Genomic DNA, 20,147 nt, shown 5'->3' on the forward strand with positions numbered 1-20,147 from the left:
CTAAGGTGAAACTGATAGTAAGCTACCTTAGTTATTAGAAAATAAGGTAGCTTGAAGTGTTCACTGTTATGTTTGGCTTGCTAAGTACTCGTCGTAATTACCGGCAAAATCAACATATCCATCGTTCGTTATTTCAATAATACGGTTTGCGATAGTTGAAACAAACTCTCGGTCATGGCTTACAAACAAAAGTGTGCCTTCATATTGCTCTAATGCCATATTTAATGATTCAATTGACTCCATATCCATATGGTTGGTTGGTTCATCAAGTATTAAAATGTTTGGTTTATGCATCATTAGCTTGCCAAATAACATTCTGCCTTTTTCGCCGCCAGAAAGTACACTAACATTCTTTTTAATGTCATCGGCAGAGAAAAGTAAGCGCCCTAAATAACCACGAACCGTTTGCTCGTCGTCAGTTGGTTGGCGCCATTGGCTCATCCATTCAAACAAGTTCATATCGTTTTCAAATTCGTACTCGTGATCTTGAGCATAGTAACCAATAGTGGCATTTTCAGACCAGGTTACTGCACCAGCATTTGGCTCATAACCTACCTCGTTCATTAAACTACGTAACAATGTTGTTTTACCAATACCATTTTCACCAATAATGGCAATACGTTCACCAACTTCAACCAAGGCCGAAATATCTTTTAATACATGGTTATCACCAAAAGACTTATTTAACTTTTCAATAACTAGTGCATTGCGGAATAACTTTTTATCTTGTTCAAAACGAATAAATGGATTACTACGGCTAGACGCCTTCACTTCATCTAATTGAATTTTATCTATTTGTTTTGCGCGAGACGTGGCTTGTTTTGCTTTTGATGCGTTGGCAGAAAAGCGCGCGACAAAAGCTTGCAGCTCACTAATTTGTGCTTTTTTCTTGGCATTATCAGATAATAAGCGTGCGCGTGCTTGCGTAGCAGCTAACATATATTCGTCATAATTACCTGGGTAAACACGTAGTTCACCGTAATCTAAATCAGCCATGTGGGTACACACACTGTTAAGGAAGTGTCTATCATGAGAAATGATAATCATGGTTGAATTGCGTTCATTCAGTGTTTCTTCTAGCCATTGAATGGTGCGAATATCTAAGTTGTTGGTTGGCTCATCAAGTAACAGTATATCGGGATCTGAAAATAGTGCTTGTGCTAGCAATATCCGTAGCTTAAAGCCTGGGGCTATTTCACTCATTAAACCGTAGTGTTGTTCAATAGGGATACCTACACCAATAAGCAGTTCACCGGCACGCGCTTCAGCGCTGTAGCCATCCATTTCTGCGTATTCAGACTCTAAATCACCAACCTTCATACCATCTGCTTCACTCATTTCAGGCAAAGCATAAATACGGTCACGTTCTTCTTTAACCGCCCAAAGTTCAGTGTGACCCATAATGACAGTGTCAATAACGCTTGAGGTTTCAAATGCAAATTGGTCTTGACGTAACTTACCTAAACGTTCACCCGTATCAAGGCTTACATTTCCAGAAGTTTGCTCTAAATCACCACCTAGGATTTTCATAAAGGTTGATTTACCACAACCATTTGCGCCAATTAAACCGTAACGATTCCCATCGCCAAATTTTTGAGAGATGTTTTCAAACAATGGCTTAGCACCAAATTGTTGAGTAATGTTGTTTGCTGCTAACATTTACTTTTATCCTATTGTTTTTTAACTTACCGAAATTTAACGCGCGATTATAGCAAAAACAAAGAGGTTTTTCTAAAGGTATATAATGCTATTAACTGCCGTAGGGTATTATTACCATGACGTATTATCTTGAAATGTTAATGCAGGTCGGTTTTTAATGTATTGCGCATTGTGCCATTAAAAAACAGTGTGTTTTACCTCGTTTTGCTGAGTGCTCAAGCTGCGCTATTTCATCTGCAGTAAAAATACTATTTGGCAACACCACAGCAGAGCAGTTTCCTTTACTTAAGACCGAGGTAATTTGTGTCAAGGCTATTTTTGCGCGCTTAGTCGCTGTATTTTTATAATTAACTAGTAATATTTTTGATACATCTACGTCATGTGTGTTAGCAAGTTGTTCTATAGAATTCACCTCAGGATTAATAAATAGCACCCACTTTTTATCCTGTTTATGTTGGTTCATAATATTGGTATATTGATGAAAAAGCTCAAAGGTATCGGTAACGTTAGTACGCTTGAGCCAATTACCATTTAAGGGGGCGTTTTGGCTGCGAACACTAACTATGTCATTGATATTGTTGCTGTTTATACTAAGCATTATAACTTCCTTTAAGCATATTAAGTAAGAACACTGAATAGAATAGGGATAAAACACGTTAACTGTATAAATGTACAGTATACTTGTTTTGTCTACTATTCAAGCTTTATTTGCGCCTTTATTTTGATTTTTTGTTTACGATTACTGCTAAGGTCTACTAAGTTAATTGTTGCTAATAGTGTCTTGTGTGATATAAATAAAATATCTTATTTTTTTAAATGTTTACTTAACTAACAGGAATTAAAATAAATTGTGGTTGAAGCGCAGGTAAAATCGATTACAGATAGTTTGTCACAATCAGTTTCTGACAACTTTATTGAAACGATATGTATCACCTTGGCAAAAGCTATTAAGGCTGATGTTGTTTTTGTAGCTAAGTTAAATAACGATAAGACGGCAGCAACCACCATTTCAGTTACTTCTCAAATAGGGGTGTTAAATAATTTTTCTTATGCATTAGCACATACGCCCTGCGAGAAAACATATAAGCGTGAAGCGTTCACCCATGTTGATAATTATCAACAAGCATACCCAACAGGCCAATTATTTAGAAATACTCATACTGTTCACTATGTTGGCATACCTGTAGCCAGTGATAACAATGAAGTTGACACAATATTAGTCGCACTGTATTGCCAACCGATCAAAAAAATATCTGAGACAAAAGCGCTCTTTGTACTATTTAGTGGCATGGTTACCAAAGAGATAGAAAAACAAGCGCTATTTAATGAATTAACAATAAAAAATAAAATTATAGAAGAAAGTAATGAGGCGATTATTGTTTGCGATAAAAATGTTCGTATCACTAGTGTGAATAAAGCATTTAGTAGAATTTTAGGTTATAGCTTTGACGAAGTACAAGGGAAAAACCCGAAGATCTTAACGGCAGGGCAGCACAATAAAAGCTTTTATTATAAAATGTGGGAAGAAATTAAAAGCACGGGCGCATGGTCAGGTGAAATATTAAATAAAAAGAAAAACGGTAATGTTTTTACAGAATGGCTCTCCATTAATACCATTTGCGATGAAAACCATGAAGTCTCGCATTATGTTGCTTTTTTCTTTGATACCTCGAAACAAAAAAATGCTGAAGCTAAAGTGTTAAAGCAAGCCAACTTTGATTTACTTACCGGTATCGCGAATCGGTTTTCGTTTATAGAAAAGCTTTCATACGCAGTAAATACGGCACAATTAAAAAACACCTCATACGCTATTTTGTACATGGATTTAGATCTATTTAAAGAAATTAATGACATTTATGGCCATGATTTTGGTGATGAGTTACTTATTCAAACGGCTAAACGCTTGCAGGGTTATATCAAGTCAACCGACTTTGTTGCTCGAATTAGCGGTGATGGTTTTGCTATCCTAATTAATAATATTAAAAATCACGAAGTAATTAATAATGTTGTTACTCGCATTCTTATTGGCTTTAGCAAACCTTTTACTATTAGAAATGCAATACTTCGTTGTACATTAAGTATCGGTATTGTTGACTTTTCTAGTGACAAAGATGATGTTGACGCGCTGATAAAAAAGGCCGAAACAGCAATGTATCATGCTAAAGACAGTGGTAGAAACTCTTTTAGTTACTTTACCCAAGATATGCAAAATACGGCAAGGTACCAACTAAACTTAAAAGGGTTGTTAACTGAAGCAATAAAAAATCGTCAACTCAGTGTTGTCTATCAACCTATTGTTTCTCTTAAAGAGCAACGAGTAACTAAGTTTGAAGCGCTTGTTCGCTGGAATAATAAAGGCCGGTGGATTTCACCAGCAGAATTTATCCCTATTGCAGAAGAGTTTTCTTTAATTGTCGAGTTAGGCGAGTTTGTTTTGTCTGAGGCTTGCCTTCAACTGCAAAAGTTAAAAGCACAAGGCTTTGATGAGATTACTTTCAATATTAACCGCTCGGTTTATGAAATTCCTTTAAACCCAAGCGAAAATGATCACTGGTTAACGATTATTAAGCTACATGGTTTACAGCCGAGTGACATTTGCTTTGAATTAACAGAAAGTGCTTTAGCACCAGACAAACGTAATAACAAAGTGCTGTTCACTCAACTAAGAGATGCAGGCTGTAAAATTGCTTTAGATGATTTTGGCACCGGTTACTCATCACTAAGTTACCTACGCCGAATTCCGATAGACTATATAAAAATTGATAAATCTTTTGTTGACGATATTTGCATTAACCATGAAGATAAAGTATTAGTGTCTACCATAGTTGCTATGTCTAAAGCGTTAGGTAAAGAAGTTGTGGCAGAAGGTGTTGAAACAAAAGAGCAACTTCGGTTACTTATTGAATTAGGTTGCGACCATATTCAAGGGTATTATTTCTCAAAGCCCTTAGCTATTGAAGCGCTAGCCAGTTATATTACTAATTTTTCTTATTGTGCTTACCAGCAACCCGTGTTAACTAACCCCAATGTCAGCTAAAGCGCCAAGCAACAAAACGACTTGTTTTTTGCCCTTGCGCCATTTTTACTATGTTTATTTGTGTAACCTGCGCTTTTTTTAAGTATAGTTTTATTTTAGGCAGGTGATCTTTTTTTGACACCAAACAGGTAAACCAAAGTACCTGCTGTTGGTATACCTTACTTTCTTTGATCATTTGGCGAATAAAAGCTAACTCTCCACCCTGACACCATAACTCTGCTTTTTGGCCGCCAAAATTTAAAGCATCAGAAGTATAAGAGCGACTGTGTCTGTTTGCTTTTTGGGTTTTGCTTGCCTTTTTAGTTAAGTTTTGCCACTTACGGCTTGTGCCTGTGCGAGCATCCGCTAATGATTGATGAAACGGTGGGTTACACAAGGTTAAATGGTAGTATTCATTGGCGTGAATAATACCATTGAAAATATGCTTGCTGTTTTTTTGTAGGCGGCAACTAACTTTTTTAGCAATATTATTATTGGCTACAAGGTTAGCATTTGCTGCGTTTATTGAGACAGGGTCAATATCAGAAGCAACAAAGTGCCAGTCATATTCGCGCGCACCCAAAATAGGATAAATACAAGTAGCGCCTGTACCAATATCTAAGACAGAAACTCTACTTTTAACCCCCTCATTCTTTAGTAAATCACTCAGGTGATGAATATAGTCAACACGCCCAGGAATAGGGGGGCACAAATACCCCTCAGGGAAGTCCCAATGTGTTATTTGATAATGTTTTTTCAATAAAGCAATATTCAGTGCCTTTACCGCATTGGGGTTACTAAAGTCTATGGTGCTTTGTTGGTTGTATTTATTTTTTATAATAAATACAGATAGTGCAGGGTATACCTTGCTCAACTCACTAAAGTTGTAACCATGGCGGTGTTTATTGCGAGGGTGTAAGCCCGGCTTAATACTCATTGTTTAGGTTTTTCACCAATTTTAAAATAACCATTACTGGTAAATTGCACTACTTGCTGGCGTTTTTTACCAATAAGAATTGACCCATCGTCCATAAACAAGAAGTTTTTCCAACATCGCTTAAATATGGCCCATGTTGTTTCAATAATACTGTCTCTGTTTAGGCAATAATAAACAACGGTATTATTATCCCAAGTAATATGTGTATTGATAAGATCAGGTAAGTGTTCGTCACTGCTATCCCAAATACCTTCCCACTTGCCCTGTTCAAACCAATTGTTTTTGTCAAACGGCCAATCTCCTTTTTTAAAAAAGTCCGGATGATCTACTTGGCGGCTGATAAAAGTATCCCACAGTACATTTGCACGATCTTTTGCCATGGGTTTTATTTTAGTTAAATCTACCGTATTAATTGGCAAACTTTTATGTTTAAACACCCAAGCATTTTTTAACTGCTCTAGCGGGATATAGCTCATAAGTTAGGCTCTGTGGTTGTGTTCAAATGAATAAGTAGATTATACGGAAGTCGATACTATTTTATATAGAAAAGAGGTTACTTTTTTTTATTTAACCTGATGTGATGGTTACTTAGTCCTTAAACTATAATAGATAACCCTGCGCAGTTTATGCTTGAGTATTATTTTTAAGCAAGAGTCGTACAAAGATAAAGCTAAGTGTTTTTTATTGTTTACTCGTTATTGTATTGCTTTTATAAATGCGTATTATGCGCGACTTTCATCATTATTTTTTAGCTAATAGTGCTAGAAATTTATCATTAGTAAGAGTGTGTAACGTTTAATGAAAAAGTTGTTGTCTGCGCCTGTAAAAATGTCATTGTCTGCTGCTGAAAACCAGATTTATCAAAATGTACTTAAATATGTAACGCCTTTAAGCTTAAATTTGATGGCAGTTAAAGTTACTAACCGACCTGATGATTATACTGGCTGGTGCGGTGAGCTTATTCGACTATGCCGCGAAGATCTTAATATGTCGCTGTTAGACCAAGAGCAGCTTTTACCCTTAAAAAAACTACAAGACACACTTGAAGCGGGTTTTACTATCAGCCAATGTAAAATGGCACGTATAGCACCATGGCCAATATTTGCTAGCTTTATAGAGCAGCAACAAACACTGCATGCATTAGACGAACGTTTACGCTTGTTAGACTATGTGCGTACCCATTGCCAGAAACCGTTAGCAAGCTTAACAACTGAAGACCGCTTAGCGTTTGCCGGTAAACACACAAGTAAACATAACAGCCAAATCTATAACTTCGATGTTGAATGGTTTGCTAGCACCAAAGGAGCGAAAGTTTTTCACTTGTTACTAGAGCAGTCTCCCGAAAAATTTGATGCGGCATTAGCTCATATTCCACTAACGGGTGTTGTGAACTATGACCATTATGAAAAGTTTTCTGCGCAGTTTCAGCAGATATTTAAAGACTATGCCGCAGAGCAGTCACGAATTCAGGCAGCAGAAAATACCAGTGCAAAAAGCGTAAAAATTACAGCGCCATTAGTGGTGGCAACTCGCTTACTTGCCATGCGTCGTCCTGATCAATTTGTTGCCTTAAATAATAATAAAATAGATGCGCTTTGCAAAGGGCTCGCGATTGTTAAACTCTCTAATAGTGACTTTTCGTCATACTGGCACGATCTAATTGGTACGTTACGTACCTTCCCATGGTGGAACCAACCAGCGCCCGAAGAGCTTAGTGTTGATAACGCTGAACAACACAGTGAAACAAACAGTGATACCAAGCGCGAGCTGACTTTGTGGCATAACCGCGCCATACTCATTGACTTATTCTTTTATGCCGGTACTGACTTATCACAAAATTCAAATTACCTCCGTGCGCGTGATAAAGCCCTTAACAAAACCCCTAGAAAATCGAACAGTGGTGTTAGAAAAATTAGTAAAGAAACAGTTGAAGAAATGGTAGATAACGCGCTAGCGTCAGAAGACTTGCCTGAATATATGCTTGATAAACGTGATTCAATTATTGCTCAAGTAAAAAAAGGCAAGCGTGTTGAGGACGTTATCAAACTAATGCGTGCTATTTTTGGTTAAGTGAATCTTATCTTATACGGACAGGTATAAGATAAGATATGCGTGCTAACTTGCCCCTTGAAATAAAGACGAGTAGCCCTAATTAATAGGGTATACGTCTTTATTTTTGGATAACTATGATCCCTTTTTCAATTCTTGATCTTGCCCCAATCGCCGAAGGTTCATCTGTCGCTCAGGCACTTGACAGCACTAAGCGTATGGCAGTAAAAGCAGAGCAGTGTGGTTTTAACCGACTATGGTTAGCTGAACACCATGGCATGCAAGGGGTCGCTAGCTCAGCTACAGCAGTAGTTATTGGCCACATTGGTACGGCTACCAAAAAAATTAGAATCGGTGCTGGCGGTGTAATGCTGCCTAATCATTCCCCCTTAGTAATAGCAGAACAATTTGGTACCTTAGCCACACTATTTCCTAACAGAGTAGATTTAGGGCTAGGCCGAGCCCCTGGTACCGATATGGCGACAGCACGAGCACTGCGCCGTAATATGAATGCAGGTGTTGAAGATTACCCTCAAGACATACAGCAATTACAACAATATTTTGCAGCCAGTAATACCGATGACAATATTATTGCTATCCCCGGCGCTAATACCAATATACCCTTATGGCTTTTAGGCTCTAGCCTATATAGCGCGAAACTTGCGGCAGAGCTTGGTTTACCCTTTTCTTTTGCCTCGCATTTTGCTCCTGAACAATTACTTGATGCAATAACACTGTATCGCAGCCAATTTAAACCTTCAGCACAATTAAAAGCACCTTATGTCATGGCGGGAGTAATGGTAGTTGCGGCAGATACCGACGAAGAAGCAAACTATTTGTTTTCATCGGTACAACAACAATTTGTTCATTTACGCCGCGCAGTCAACAAACCCTTCCCGCGACCGGTTGATGATATGAGCCCATATTGGACCAGCACTGAACAGGCGATGTTATCCCACACATTGCAATACTCTGCGGTGGGCTCAAAACAAACGGTAGCGCAAAAGTTAGCTCGTTTTGTTGAAACGAGCAAAATAGACGAATTGATCATCTCAGTACCCGTACACGATATTAATGCCCGGTTAAAAAGCCTAGCATTACTGGCTGAAATGGATTTAATGGAGAAAGTAGAATATAGGTAACAAGCTGCGCGCTCTTAGCCAGCTGTTCAGGGGAGCGCCTTAACGCCGAGTTTACACAGGGTACCTTATGGGGATTTAAAGATGAAAATGGTTTACTCTAACGAAAGTATCTTTCTTGTGAGCAATGTTAAAAACCTGATTGAAGCTGAAGGCATTAACACTTTTATAAAAAATGAATTTTCATTAGGGGCGGTTGGCGAAATATCGGTTTTTGATTGTTGGCCCGAAGTTTGGGTGAGTGATGATGCAGACGTTGAACGTGCGAAAAACATCGTTAATTTATCGCAAAAAAGCCCTAAAGGTGAAGATTGGCTTTGTCACCAATGCTTAGAAATAAATGCACCATCATTTGAAATTTGTTGGCGCTGTGGCGCTGAAAACAGATAACCAAAACTTAAAGCAAAAATTAATGAATTAAATGTCAGCAAAACTCATTATCATAGCGGAGATTTTTAGCGTCAATCATGGCAAAACCTAATACCAAAGCACCGAATAAAACAGTAAATATTTATTGTAAACAATGTCAGCAGCAACTGTATAAATATAAAAAAGGCGGCAAGGGCTCGCTAGTTAAATGCTTTAAAGAGCGTATAACTGTAGACTATACGAGTATTAGTTGTACTTGCCCTAAGTGTGAAGTGGTCTTTGCCAGAGAAATGTTAATAAGAGGTGTACCCGCTTATAAAATAATAGGCGGAAAAGTGTGGTTTAAATAAAATTAAACAGAATTAAATACAAACAATCGCCGCTACGCTTGTTAACTTCGCGACTGAATCCGCTATTTTTGTTTCCTCGCTTAGTATAGAATTCGCTACTTTACACCCAAGCTTAGCATTATCTTTTTTACCCTTACGGTTCAAAACCTTCTAACCTCTTCTGATTATGGTATAACTCAAAAATGACTGAAATAACGATAGCAACACACAATGGTAACTTCCATGCAGACGATGTTTTTAGCGTTGCCGCCCTTAAAACCATTTACCCTAGTTGTAAACTCATTCGCACCCGTAATTTAGCGTTAATTGCTAAAGCAGACATAGTGGTTGATGTTGGCGGTGAATATAACGCGGATGCTGGTCGTTTTGATCATCACCAACGTGGTGGAGCAGGGGAACGTAAAAATGGTATTCCTTATTCATCATTTGGCTTAATTTGGAAAAAATATGGTTTAGCACTATGCCAAGGTAACCAAGAAGTAGCGGATTCAGTTGATGCAGGCTTAGTTTCAACAATTGATGCAATAGACTGTGGCTTCACAGAAGAAGCCACTAAAGAAGCCACTAGCGGCATAATTCAAGGTATAAGCCTTAGCCAAACTATTTCAATGTTTAACCCAACTTGGCAAGAAGAGGCAGATTTTGATACCTGTTTTAATGAAGCCGTTAACTTTGCATCACGGGTGTTAACACGGTTTATTGCCTCGTCTAAAGGAGGGGTTAGTGCCAAAGCTATTGTGGCTAAAGCAATAGCGCAAGCAGCAGACCCAAGAGTTATAGTATTAGAAAAATACACGCCTTGGAAAAGAACGGTACATGCTTTATCAACACAAGCGCTTTATATGGTTTATCCATCAGGAACAGGCCCTTGGAGAATTCAAGCAGTACCGGTTGAACCAGGCTCTTTTGACGATAAAAAATCATTACCCGCATCGTGGGCAGGTTTAGCAGACCAAGCCCTGCAAGACGTAACGGGCATTGACGATGCACTGTTCTGTCATAACGGGTTATTTATTGCGGGAGCTGAATCATTCGAAAGTGTGATGAAAATGGCAGCTATGGCACTCGACGCTTAATGCTTTTAACCATTGCTAGCGCCAATTAAGCCAAGCAATGCCAAGTACTGTACAACGTGGTATTAATTTTTAGGTAGCAAAGCCAAGGATATTGTTTTAACTTATTATAATAAATTCAAACAGTAGGAAGTTGCTTTTCGTTATGGGTAAATATCAAAAATTATTTTTGATCATAGGTTTTATACTCGCTACAGTGTTTGTTGCTAATTATGTTTATGAACAAAGTAACGCGCCAGTAAATATTGACGTTTTGCAAGTGAATGCTAGCAAAGCTGAATTAGTATTAGCAGTAGTAGGGCGTGTTCGTACCAAAGATGTGGTGAATGTTCGCGTTGAGTTTCCCGGTAAAATCATCACCTTGTTAGCCGACGAAGGTGATACAGTAAAAAGTGGGCAACCTATTGCACAGTTGCGCTCAGCAACTCAACAAGCAGCACTTGCACAGGCGCAAGCCAACTTACATACACTTGAAGCGCAACTTGAATTTGCTCAACAAGACTTCAACCGTATTACTGCATTATCACAAAAAGGTTTAGTTGCTGATTCATTACTTGACCAATCTCGTGCTAATCTTGCCATTGCTAAATCAACATTAGTGGGCGCAAAAGAAGCGCGTAACCAAGCGCTTATTCGCGTTAACGATTACCTGATAAAAAGTCCTTTTGACGGTGTTATATTGTCCCGCCCGATAGATCAAGGACAAGTGGTTAGCCTCAGTGATACGCTTTTTCAACTAGGCTCACTTGGCCCTGTTGAAATTGAAGCTGAAATTGATGAGGTATATGCCTCAGCGCTTTCCTTAGAAATGAAAGCGTTACTTGCCCCAACAGGTAACCAACAAGTTGATACCGGCTTTATTTCCCAAATATCGCCAAGAGTAAATCCTTTAAATGGCTCAAGGCTCACACGCATAATGTTAGATAAAGCAAATGCCAACTTTGTGCCTGGGCGTTCAATTGATGTAAATATACGCGTAAAAGCTTTTGATAAAGCGTTAAGCGTACCAAGAAGTGCACTTAAAAAAGAAGGCGACACTTGGCTTGTTTATACCGTTGTTGAACAAAAAATTCAATCGAATGTGGTCACCTTTATTGACTGGCCAGGAAGCTCAGTAGTATTAAAAACAGGGCTTGACTCGAAAACGTTCGTTGCGGTTGACGCAACGATTGCCGCTCAAGCGTTAGCTGACAATAAGCGCGTTAATCCTCGTAAAACCAATGCGGTAGAGCCTCATTAATGCCATTTTCATTGTTAGTCGCGTGGCGTTATATTACGGCCAATAGTTTACAAACACTGTTGTTGGTCCTTGGTGTGTCGCTTAGTGTGGTGGTGTTTGTCTTTATTACCGCGTTAATTAACGGCTTGAATATTTTTTTAACACAAGAAACCACCAGTAAAATTGCCCATATAGAGCTAGCGCCAGCAAACAAAATAGCGCGGGTATTAACCAAGGACAATCGCTTTGTGGCACAACCTGTTTCTACTTTACAACGCAAACAAATACGGAACTGGCAGCAAATTATAGACATTGCTGAATCAACACCGGGTATTGTTGAAGTCAGTCCAATTGTTGACGGCAATGCGTTCTTAGTGCGCGGCGAAGCAACACAACCCATTGCCATTCAAGGCGTTGAGCCGAGTAAAATTGATGCGATTACTAATATTAGTCGTTACCTCATAAAAGGCACTGCTGAGCTAACAACGGGGGGGTTAATTATTGGTGCTGATTTAGCCGATGAGTTAGGATTATTTGTTGGTACACCCGTATTAATAAAATCAGAGCGCGGCGCAGAGCGTTTGTTGCCAATTACGGGAATTTTCAAAGTGGGTTTAGCCAGTTTAGATCAGCGCGTGGGCTTTTTAGCTATCAGTATCGCAAGACCTTTGTTTGATTTGCCAAATGGCATCACATTATTAGGGTTAAAGGTAGCAGAGCCAGCCAATGCGCCAGCTATTGCAACGGTATTACAAAATTCGACGCAGTTAAAATCGACTCCTTGGCAAGAAAAGAACAAGAGTTTACAAGACGCCACCGACGCTCAAGGGCGCACAGGTAAATTCATTCAGGGTTTTGCACTGCTTGCTATTGTTATCTCTATTGCGAGTGCACTTTTATTGGCTACTTATCGTCGTCGCGCCGAAATTGGCATTATGCGCGCCACTGGCATATCACGAGGGTTTGTCGCCGCGGTATTTATATTTCAAGGGGTTTTTATTGGCGCGCTAGGCGCTCTTGTAGGTGCGGCTGCGGGCTATCAGTTATGCGTACAATTGGCCGCTATCACTAAAGCTGACGGCAGTGTAATGTTACCGATAGCGCCCAGTGAGGGCGGCTATATGTTGGTCATTATATTGACTATTGTAGGAGCAGCCTTAGCTGCAGTATTACCAGCAAGAGCCGCCTCAACTGTCGACCCAGTAGAGGCAATTCAACAATGATAGACAATAGTACACTGCTGCTTGCTAACAACATTATAAAAACCTTTCGTAATGGTGATCACCAAACCTGTGTACTTAAAGGTATTGACTTAGCAATACCGCATGGAAAAATGATTGCGTTACAGGGAGCCTCTGGCTCAGGTAAGTCAACCTTGTTAAATATTCTTGGCTTATTAATGCGGCCAACATCGGGCAAGTTAATGCTGTTAGAGCACTCATTAATTGATTTATCAGACGCCGAGCTGTCTAACTACCGTAATCAACACCTTGGTTTTGTCTTTCAATACCACAATTTATTACCCGACTTTACCGCATTAGAAAATGTGGCTTTTCCTGCTGCCGCCCCAAAAGGGCGATTAACAAAAGACATTAAAAAACGCGCTTTATTATTACTTGATAAAGTTGGCCTAAGTAACCGTAGTCATTTTTTAGCCAAACAATTATCGGGTGGTCAAAAGCAGCGTGTCGCCATTGCACGTTCGCTGATAAATAACCCCAAACTGGTGTTTGCCGATGAACCCACGGGCAATTTAGATCAAGGCTCAGCAAAACAAGTAATGACTTTGCTTCGTGATATTAACCAAACAGATAATACGACGTTTTTAATATCTACTCATGACAACGACATCGCCGCAAACTGTGATGACATTGTGCGAATAGTGGATGGTAAAATAGCAAGCGCATAGCAAAAATATTCTTCTTACTGGTATAAGCACTGCCTTTGTATTGCTGTTTTTTCGTAACAGAAACAAAAAAGGCTACCCGTAGGTAGCCTTCATAAAATTTGGTGCTCGCTGCTGGACTCGAACCAGCGACACCTTGCATGTCATGCAAGTACTCTAACCAACTGAGCTAAGCGAGCAAAAAATACTTAATCATATTAAGTAACGAGCGCTATGTTAGCCGCCTACTTAAGCGCTTGCAAGCGCTTTTGTTTAAATTTAGCTAAAAAAAGTTTAACTGCTTATTTTTATAGCAAGACGACCTTGAACTACCTTTAAACGCCAAGCAAGTAAAGCCGCAGCGGTAGATAAGCCAACAATAAAACCAATCCAGAAACCGTATGGGCCCATTTTAGGTACAATGAAATCCGTGGTGCCTAACACCAAGCCCATGGTTAAGCCAACTAACCAATACGAAATAAAGGTGATATATAAAATAGCTTTAGTGTCTTTATAACCGCGGAGCGCACCAGCAGAAACCACCTGCACTGTGTCTGAAAACTGATACAGGGTTGCTAACAGCATGATGTTGGCAGCAAGCTCTATTACCGGCAGTTCAGCGGTGTAAATACTAACAATGGGAGTTCTAAATAATACCGTTATAATGGCTGTGCATAACGCGAGTAGTAAGCCTAAACAAATAGCATGCCGAGCATAGTCTTTTGCTTGTTGTTGGTTATTATCACCGATTGCATTACCCACTTTTATTGTGGTGGCCATGGCCAAACTTAGTGGTACCATAAAGATTAAACCACTGAAGTTAAGTGCCACTTGATGGGCGGCAACCACTTGCGCACCAAATGGCAGTAAAAGAACAGCAACAATAGCAAATAAACTTACTTCAAATAATAAGGATAGTGCGATAGGTGTCCCTAAGCGTAAGATCATTTTTATTTCAAACCAATTTGGCCAATAAAACTGATCAAAAATTGATGCTTGCTTTAATACTTTAGAGCTAAAGGCGTATACCAGCATACCAAGGAACATTGCCCAATAAACAATGGCTGTCGCTACACCACAACCCGCCCCACCTAATGCGGGTGCGCCAAACTCGCCATAAATAAAGATGTAGTTAGCAGGAATGTTAACTACTAAACCAATAATACTAATAATCATAGTTGGCTTAGTGTAAGAAAACCCTTCTGAGTAGTTTCGCAACACTAAGTAAAGGCAATAACCTGGAGCGCCCCAAACAATATAACGTAAGTAATCAAATAGTAAGGGTTTCAAATTACCTTCTAATTCAATTGCTGGTGCGATAAGTGGGGCAAGTATATAGTACAAGCCAATAAGTGAAAGACCTAAAGTAAGTGCAATCCACGCGGTTTGGTAAGTTTGTTCACTAATGGCCAGGTAGTTTTTTGCGCCTGCAAGTTGAGAAACAATTACAGCAAGCGCCATAACTAAGCCATAAATGGTTAATATTAACGGTAACCAAATACTATTTGCTACCGCAACAGCGGCCATATCAACAGCGCTTACACGGCCAGCCATTACAATATCAACAAAACCCATTAAGTTTTGAATCAGTTGTGCAACTAAAATAGGGTAGGTGAGTTTTGCTAAACTTTTAGCATTAGTATAAAAAGAAGTAAGGTTCATTAAATTTTAACAGTAGACAATAGGATGAAAAAAGCAAGGGATGTATCATATTGAAGAAGGCTAATGCTGGCAACTATTAAACAAGGAGTCATTAAAAAACTTGCTCGTCGTCACTATCAATGGCTAGCTGTATTTTTTGATGATACTCGTCAACATGTAAATTATAATGGATTTCGTTACAACAGGTTGGGCAGTCATCATAAAAATTTTGATCGCCGCCAGAAGCGTCAATGCTCACTGTTAAATGGTGTCCACAATGTGGACATGCAATTCGCTTTTCATTCATTTCTTTACTCATAATAGTACTCCACTAATGCCTTGTTGCCGCTATAATTTTTGATAACATTGCTTTTGCTTGGTCTATATAAATGCCACCAAAAATATTGGCATGGTTAAGAACATGGTAAAAGTTATAAACTATTTTTCGTTGGTTATACCCACTAGCTAATGGGTACTCAGCTTGATAACCGCGATAAAAGTCATCAGGGAATTGACCAAAAAGCTCAGTCATAGCAAGATCTACTTCACGATCGCCATAATAGCAGGCTGGATCAAAGAGCATTCCCTGCTCTACAGTAAACCCTGTGTTGCCTTGCCATAAATCACCATGCACTAAACAGGGTGCAACAGGGTGGTTTAATAAAGCAGTATGACAAACGTTCGCAATGTGGCTTATATTGCCTAATAAAATAGACTTTTCGCTCAGCAATTGTAGTTGCCAAGCAATCCGTTGCTCGGAAAAAAAAGTTGTCCAATTACTGCTCCAATGGTTAGGTTGAATCGTGCTACCAATAAAGTTGTCGTGTTGCCAACCAAATTGACCATGGTGTGTTTCTTTGTGCATTTGGGCTAGTTGTTGGCCAAGCTTGTACCAGAGCATGGGTTTAGCATGGCTGAACTTAACATAATCAAGTACAAGAAAGCTTTTATCTAAACTTGTCCCTATGGTTGTTACTTTTGGGCAGGCAATATCAGTGAGTTGTTGCAGTTGTAGTAAGGAATAGGCTTCTGCCTGAAAGTTAATTAGGTTTTCTTTACTGTTTAGTTTTATAAAGTAACTTCGCTCATTGTCTGATATTTTAAAAGATAAATTCAGTGGGTGAACATTCATATCAACAGGGTGACTACTGGAAAAACCTGACGTCAATGCGTGCTTTTCTTTGATCTTAAACGGAACACCTAGTTCAGTGCTGATCGCTTCTTCTATTTGATACCACATAGTCATCACCAATATTTTGCGGTATTAAAACAGCAAATATAAACATAACTTGATTAAGCTGAGTATAGCCAATATTGTGAAAAGTGCATGAAAGTAGATTGTGCCAATATTCACTTTACAGTTCTTAGCAAACTTAGGATTGCGATACTTATTATAAGTGGCTATGATTTGTTATTAATAGAGTTAATTGCAAGCTGTAACATTACTAGCAATTGGCACTTTTGAGAGAATAAAGATACTAATTATAAGTCATACTTAGACCAGCTTTGTTTGTTAAATATATTAAATAACAGTAATAATGAGGTAGGTCTCACTTTTACCCGATTATCTTGGTTTAATAAGCATATGGCGTAATGTCTAAAAACGGCAAAACAATTGCTAGGAAGTAAAAATATTGATATGACATGGATATTTTACAATAAAACCGAGGTATTAAGTGGCAGTATTCTATAGCATATTGATGAGCATAAATGCTATTTGCGCTCTCTCAATTTTATTATCCGGAATAAGTAAGCGAAAATATCACTTTTTAGCTTTGGCCATATTGAATGTATTATTATTTGCCTATCATTGGATTTCGCTAGCACTATTATCTTCTTCTGATCTAAATGAGAGTTTAGGACTAAGCAAGTTACACTTAACCTGTATTATTCTTGGGTTTCCATTGTATGTCTTTATATTTGGATTCTGGACCCAATATAAATATACCAAATTAGTAACTTTATTATTTTCCGGTTTTTCCCTACCGTTATTATTTTTGAATTTATGGTCTGAAGGTTCCTTGAGGTATGGCTTAAGCACTGAAATTCTTTCGTATGAAACGATATTTTCAGAACCTGCATACCTGCTCTTGGGCGATACTGGGGCTTATTTTTTGTTTATGCATTTAGGCTATGGTATTGCGACAACATTTCTCGCCTTTACCGCTTTTCGTTTTTATAAACGTACACAAACCGAATTATCAATAATCATAATTCTTACAATTATTCTGCAAGTAGCATCCAGCTATATTGGCTATCTTATTGACCGCCAACAAACTGCATTGGTTTATATGGGGGGAGTGCCAATGACAGTGCTCTCACTATTTGTTGTGGGTATGATCATTCGAGGGTTCAAGAAAAAATCACAAATACTCTACGAACAGCTGTTAGAAAAAGAAGCACTCCATAAAGTGTTTTCTAAGTTGGCAACAATTTCCAATGAAGAAGGCCGGAGTAATTTTTATCAAGAGTCAGTTGCGTTGATGTCTGAATTTTCCAATGCAGACTTTATACTTTTTGGCTTGATTGATGAACAAAACAATCAAAAAATAAAAACCAAAGTGGCGTTTAAGGGGAATCAACAAATAGCCAACTTCACCTATGAGCGCGAAGGCAGCCCTTGTGAAAATGTTTTAACGGCTGCAGCTTGTGTGCATAGAGCAGATGTTGCAAAAAATTACCCACAAGATTTTATACTTGAGCAAGAAGGCATTGAAGCTTACATAGGCTACCCGATTATCGGTTTAAATAATACTACTATGGGCGTGTTAGTCCTGCTGTTTAAATCTCCATTAATAGCTGAAAAAACGCTGCGGACGGTAACCGATGTTTTTGCGACAAGAATTAGTGCAGAATTAAGACGTGAAACATTACAAAATGAATTAAAAGCCACGGCCTACATTGACTATCTAACTCAACTTCCTAATAGAAGTAGGTTACTAAGCTTTATCAATAAAACAAAAAATGAAGTGATAACCGAAAAAGCTCAAGCGTTGATGCTCTTGTTTGACCTTGATTATTTTGGTCAAGTTAACCGAAAGTTTGGCTATGAAATAGGCGACCAGGTAATTAAAATTATCGGTGAACGATTGAGAAGTTATGCCACAGATGGTGTCTTTGTTGCAAGATGCAGTGGAGATGAGTTTGCGGTGATTATACCTAAAGTAAAAACAGATATTACAAAATTGGCCAACGTACACTGGACAGCCATTAACGCTATTGTTACTCAAACGTGTCATGTTGGTAGTCGCAAAATTAACGTTGACTGTTCTATGGGAGCCGTTGTATTTCCAACGCAGTTAAATGCGAACTTAGATATTGTTGGGGCTGCTGAGCATGCGCTTATGCAAGCGAAAGACCAAGGGCGCAATAAGTATACGTTTTTCGACCCCGCTTTGTTATATGAAATGGAGTATGCTAGAGAAATAGAGTCGGATCTAATCAAGGCCTTAGCAGGGAAAGATGGTTTAGAAGTCTTTTATCAACCCAAAGTTAATAGAAAAGGAGACATCATAGGCGCAGAGGCACTGTTACGTTGGTTTAGCAAGGCTCGAGGTTTTGTATCACCGGCTGAATTTATTCCTATAGCAGAAGAAAGTGGTGTTATTCATGATTTAGGAAGGTGGGTGCTTAACTCGGTACTGAAGGATATGAACGAATGGAAAGCGAGCAAAGGTTATACAATTCCAATTTCTATTAATATTACTGCATCACAATTTGACAATGATGAATTTGTTGATGAATTAATTACTTTGATTAAAAGGTTTGAAGTTCCACCTGAACTGATCGAGCTTGAATTAACAGAATCTGGGTTATTAGTAGATAAAAGCAAAGCAATAGATATATTATCTAAGATTCGTGCCAATGGTATTACTATAGCACTTGACGATTTCGGTACCGGTTACTCATCACTGTCTTACTTGAGCGAACTGCCATTAGATGTGTTGAAAATTGACAAGTCATTTATTGATGGGTTAGACAATGATCGAAACAAGGAGCTTGTTAAATCGATTATTGCCATTGGTCAAGCCATGGGGCTAACAAATATTGCGGAAGGCACTGAGACTATAGAGCAAGTCGACTTGCTTACTTCGTATGGGTGCCAATACTTTCAAGGTTACTACTTTAGCAAGCCTATTAGTAAGTCTGAATTTGAGAAATGGTTAATCAGATCACATTAATTCCTTGTGTGAAAGACTCTTCCTGGGGGCCGTAAACAACTGGTGCCTGAATGCAGTGTGCTTTGTTAGAGGTAAGCGCGGGAATAGCGTGGTAACATTGATTTATCGATTAGTAGGTAAAGGTTCTTCCAAGGTGCCGTAAACAACTGTAGTCCTGAACACCGTGTGTTCAGGGCGGGAATATCATTTTAACCGTAGGCTTCCCGATACGTGCCGGGCTTGCACAATAGCTAATAATCAATTCCCTAAGGTAAAACTTATCGGCTCAGGGACATAGCCACTTACAAACACCCCAGAAGAAACACCATTATAACTGAAACAAAAATAATACCAAGTCCATTACGTTATTTTCCATAGAGCAAAATTGAAAAGTTCAGAAGTACAGGTTTGCAGCTTTAGTCCAAGGCAGCTAGATCTCATAGGCAAGGCCTGAAATATTCAATATTGCTAAGCAAACCTGATAAAAAACACACAGCTAGCCTGTTAATTCCGCATTTAGTGTAATTTATCTGCGAACAAACAAAAACTTGAAAATAAAGCTTGAACCATTCTGAAAACTCTCTACAATGCGCTCCAGTTCCAAGGGGTTCAGCCAAAAAGCTTAACCAACAGGACGTTTTAATAAGTTA

17 protein-coding genes, 1 tRNA gene and 1 other RNA gene are annotated in these 20,147 nt (G+C 38.8%); 10 read left to right on the forward strand and 9 right to left on the reverse strand.

Annotated features, from left to right (window positions below):
- Window positions 1–66: 66 nt before the first annotated feature.
- Together AC0UA9_RS08835 and AC0UA9_RS08840 are read right to left on the reverse strand one after the other, a co-directional pair.
- Complete coding sequence (locus AC0UA9_RS08835) at window positions 67–1,659, reverse strand: ABC-F family ATPase (protein WP_475659325.1); 1,593 nt, start codon at window positions 1,657–1,659, stop codon at window positions 67–69.
- A 154-nt stretch (window positions 1,660–1,813) separates the two neighbouring features.
- On the reverse strand, window positions 1,814–2,257 hold the full coding sequence (locus AC0UA9_RS08840; protein WP_475659326.1) for a hypothetical protein: 444 nt from the start codon (window positions 2,255–2,257) through the stop codon (window positions 1,814–1,816).
- 252 nt (window positions 2,258–2,509) lie between these two features.
- Between AC0UA9_RS08840 and AC0UA9_RS08845 the strand changes: the two genes are divergently transcribed.
- Window positions 2,510–4,696 carry a sensor domain-containing protein gene (locus AC0UA9_RS08845; RefSeq protein ID WP_475659327.1) on the forward strand — a complete coding sequence of 729 codons (2,187 nt, stop codon included), beginning with the start codon at window positions 2,510–2,512 and terminating at the stop codon, window positions 4,694–4,696.
- Here AC0UA9_RS08845 and rlmF read toward each other — a convergent pair.
- Window positions 4,689–5,612, reverse strand: coding sequence for a 23S rRNA (adenine(1618)-N(6))-methyltransferase RlmF (gene rlmF, locus AC0UA9_RS08850; RefSeq protein ID WP_475659328.1), 924 nt, complete (start codon window positions 5,610–5,612; stop codon window positions 4,689–4,691). The genes AC0UA9_RS08845 and rlmF overlap by 8 nt on opposite strands.
- A complete protein-coding gene (locus tag AC0UA9_RS08855) occupies window positions 5,609–6,088 on the reverse strand; it encodes a DUF2947 family protein (RefSeq protein WP_475659330.1) in 480 nt (159 codons plus the stop codon). Before AC0UA9_RS08855 ends, rlmF begins: the two co-directional genes overlap by 4 nt.
- A 322-nt stretch (window positions 6,089–6,410) precedes the next feature.
- Between AC0UA9_RS08855 and AC0UA9_RS08860 the strand changes: the two genes are divergently transcribed.
- The 8 genes from AC0UA9_RS08860 (at window position 6,411) to AC0UA9_RS08895 (ending at window position 13,720) form a co-directional block, all read left to right on the forward strand.
- On the forward strand, window positions 6,411–7,682 hold the full coding sequence (locus tag AC0UA9_RS08860; protein ID WP_475659331.1) for a hypothetical protein: 1,272 nt from the start codon (window positions 6,411–6,413) through the stop codon (window positions 7,680–7,682).
- 116 nt (window positions 7,683–7,798) lie between these two features.
- Window positions 7,799–8,803, forward strand: coding sequence for an LLM class flavin-dependent oxidoreductase (locus tag AC0UA9_RS08865; protein WP_475659332.1), 1,005 nt, complete (start codon window positions 7,799–7,801; stop codon window positions 8,801–8,803).
- Between the two features lie 81 nt (window positions 8,804–8,884).
- Complete coding sequence (locus AC0UA9_RS08870; RefSeq protein WP_475659334.1) at window positions 8,885–9,190, forward strand: putative signal transducing protein; 306 nt, start codon at window positions 8,885–8,887, stop codon at window positions 9,188–9,190.
- A 77-nt stretch (window positions 9,191–9,267) separates the two neighbouring features.
- Complete coding sequence (locus tag AC0UA9_RS08875; RefSeq protein ID WP_475659335.1) at window positions 9,268–9,519, forward strand: hypothetical protein; 252 nt, start codon at window positions 9,268–9,270, stop codon at window positions 9,517–9,519.
- Window positions 9,520–9,701: 182 nt separating this feature from the next.
- A complete protein-coding gene (locus AC0UA9_RS08880) occupies window positions 9,702–10,595 on the forward strand; it encodes an MYG1 family protein (RefSeq protein ID WP_475659336.1) in 894 nt (297 codons plus the stop codon).
- A 142-nt stretch (window positions 10,596–10,737) separates the two neighbouring features.
- On the forward strand, window positions 10,738–11,832 hold the full coding sequence (locus AC0UA9_RS08885) for an efflux RND transporter periplasmic adaptor subunit (protein ID WP_475659337.1): 1,095 nt from the start codon (window positions 10,738–10,740) through the stop codon (window positions 11,830–11,832).
- A complete protein-coding gene (locus AC0UA9_RS08890; RefSeq protein WP_475659340.1) occupies window positions 11,832–13,034 on the forward strand; it encodes an ABC transporter permease in 1,203 nt (400 codons plus the stop codon). Before AC0UA9_RS08885 ends, AC0UA9_RS08890 begins: the two co-directional genes overlap by 1 nt.
- Window positions 13,031–13,720, forward strand: a complete 690-nt coding sequence (locus AC0UA9_RS08895; RefSeq protein WP_475659342.1) for an ABC transporter ATP-binding protein — start codon at window positions 13,031–13,033, stop codon at window positions 13,718–13,720. The genes AC0UA9_RS08890 and AC0UA9_RS08895 overlap by 4 nt, the downstream gene beginning before the upstream one ends.
- A gap of 99 nt (window positions 13,721–13,819) precedes the next feature.
- On the opposite strand, the gene AC0UA9_RS08900 is transcribed toward AC0UA9_RS08895, so the two are convergent.
- The 4 genes from AC0UA9_RS08900 to AC0UA9_RS08915 form a co-directional block, all read right to left on the reverse strand.
- Window positions 13,820–13,896: transfer RNA gene (locus tag AC0UA9_RS08900), tRNA-Val, on the reverse strand.
- A 94-nt stretch (window positions 13,897–13,990) separates the two neighbouring features.
- Window positions 13,991–15,358: an MATE family efflux transporter gene (locus AC0UA9_RS08905; protein WP_475659343.1), complete on the reverse strand. Its 1,368-nt coding sequence runs from the start codon at window positions 15,356–15,358 to the stop codon at window positions 13,991–13,993.
- 91 nt (window positions 15,359–15,449) lie between these two features.
- Window positions 15,450–15,656, reverse strand: coding sequence for a CPXCG motif-containing cysteine-rich protein (locus AC0UA9_RS08910; protein ID WP_475659344.1), 207 nt, complete (start codon window positions 15,654–15,656; stop codon window positions 15,450–15,452).
- A 12-nt stretch (window positions 15,657–15,668) separates the two neighbouring features.
- On the reverse strand, window positions 15,669–16,577 hold the full coding sequence (locus AC0UA9_RS08915; RefSeq protein WP_475659346.1) for a fructosamine kinase family protein: 909 nt from the start codon (window positions 16,575–16,577) through the stop codon (window positions 15,669–15,671).
- Window positions 16,578–17,457: 880 nt separating this feature from the next.
- Between AC0UA9_RS08915 and AC0UA9_RS08920 the strand changes: the two genes are divergently transcribed.
- Entirely contained in the window at window positions 17,458–19,518 is a 2,061-nt protein-coding gene (locus AC0UA9_RS08920) for a putative bifunctional diguanylate cyclase/phosphodiesterase (RefSeq protein WP_475659359.1), read from the forward strand.
- A gap of 121 nt (window positions 19,519–19,639) precedes the next feature.
- On the opposite strand, the gene ssrS is transcribed toward AC0UA9_RS08920, so the two are convergent.
- A non-coding RNA gene (gene ssrS, locus AC0UA9_RS08925) (6S RNA) lies at window positions 19,640–19,820 on the reverse strand.
- Window positions 19,821–20,147: the final 327 nt, after the last annotated feature.

Source organism: Colwellia sp. F1 (genome assembly GCF_056238625.1).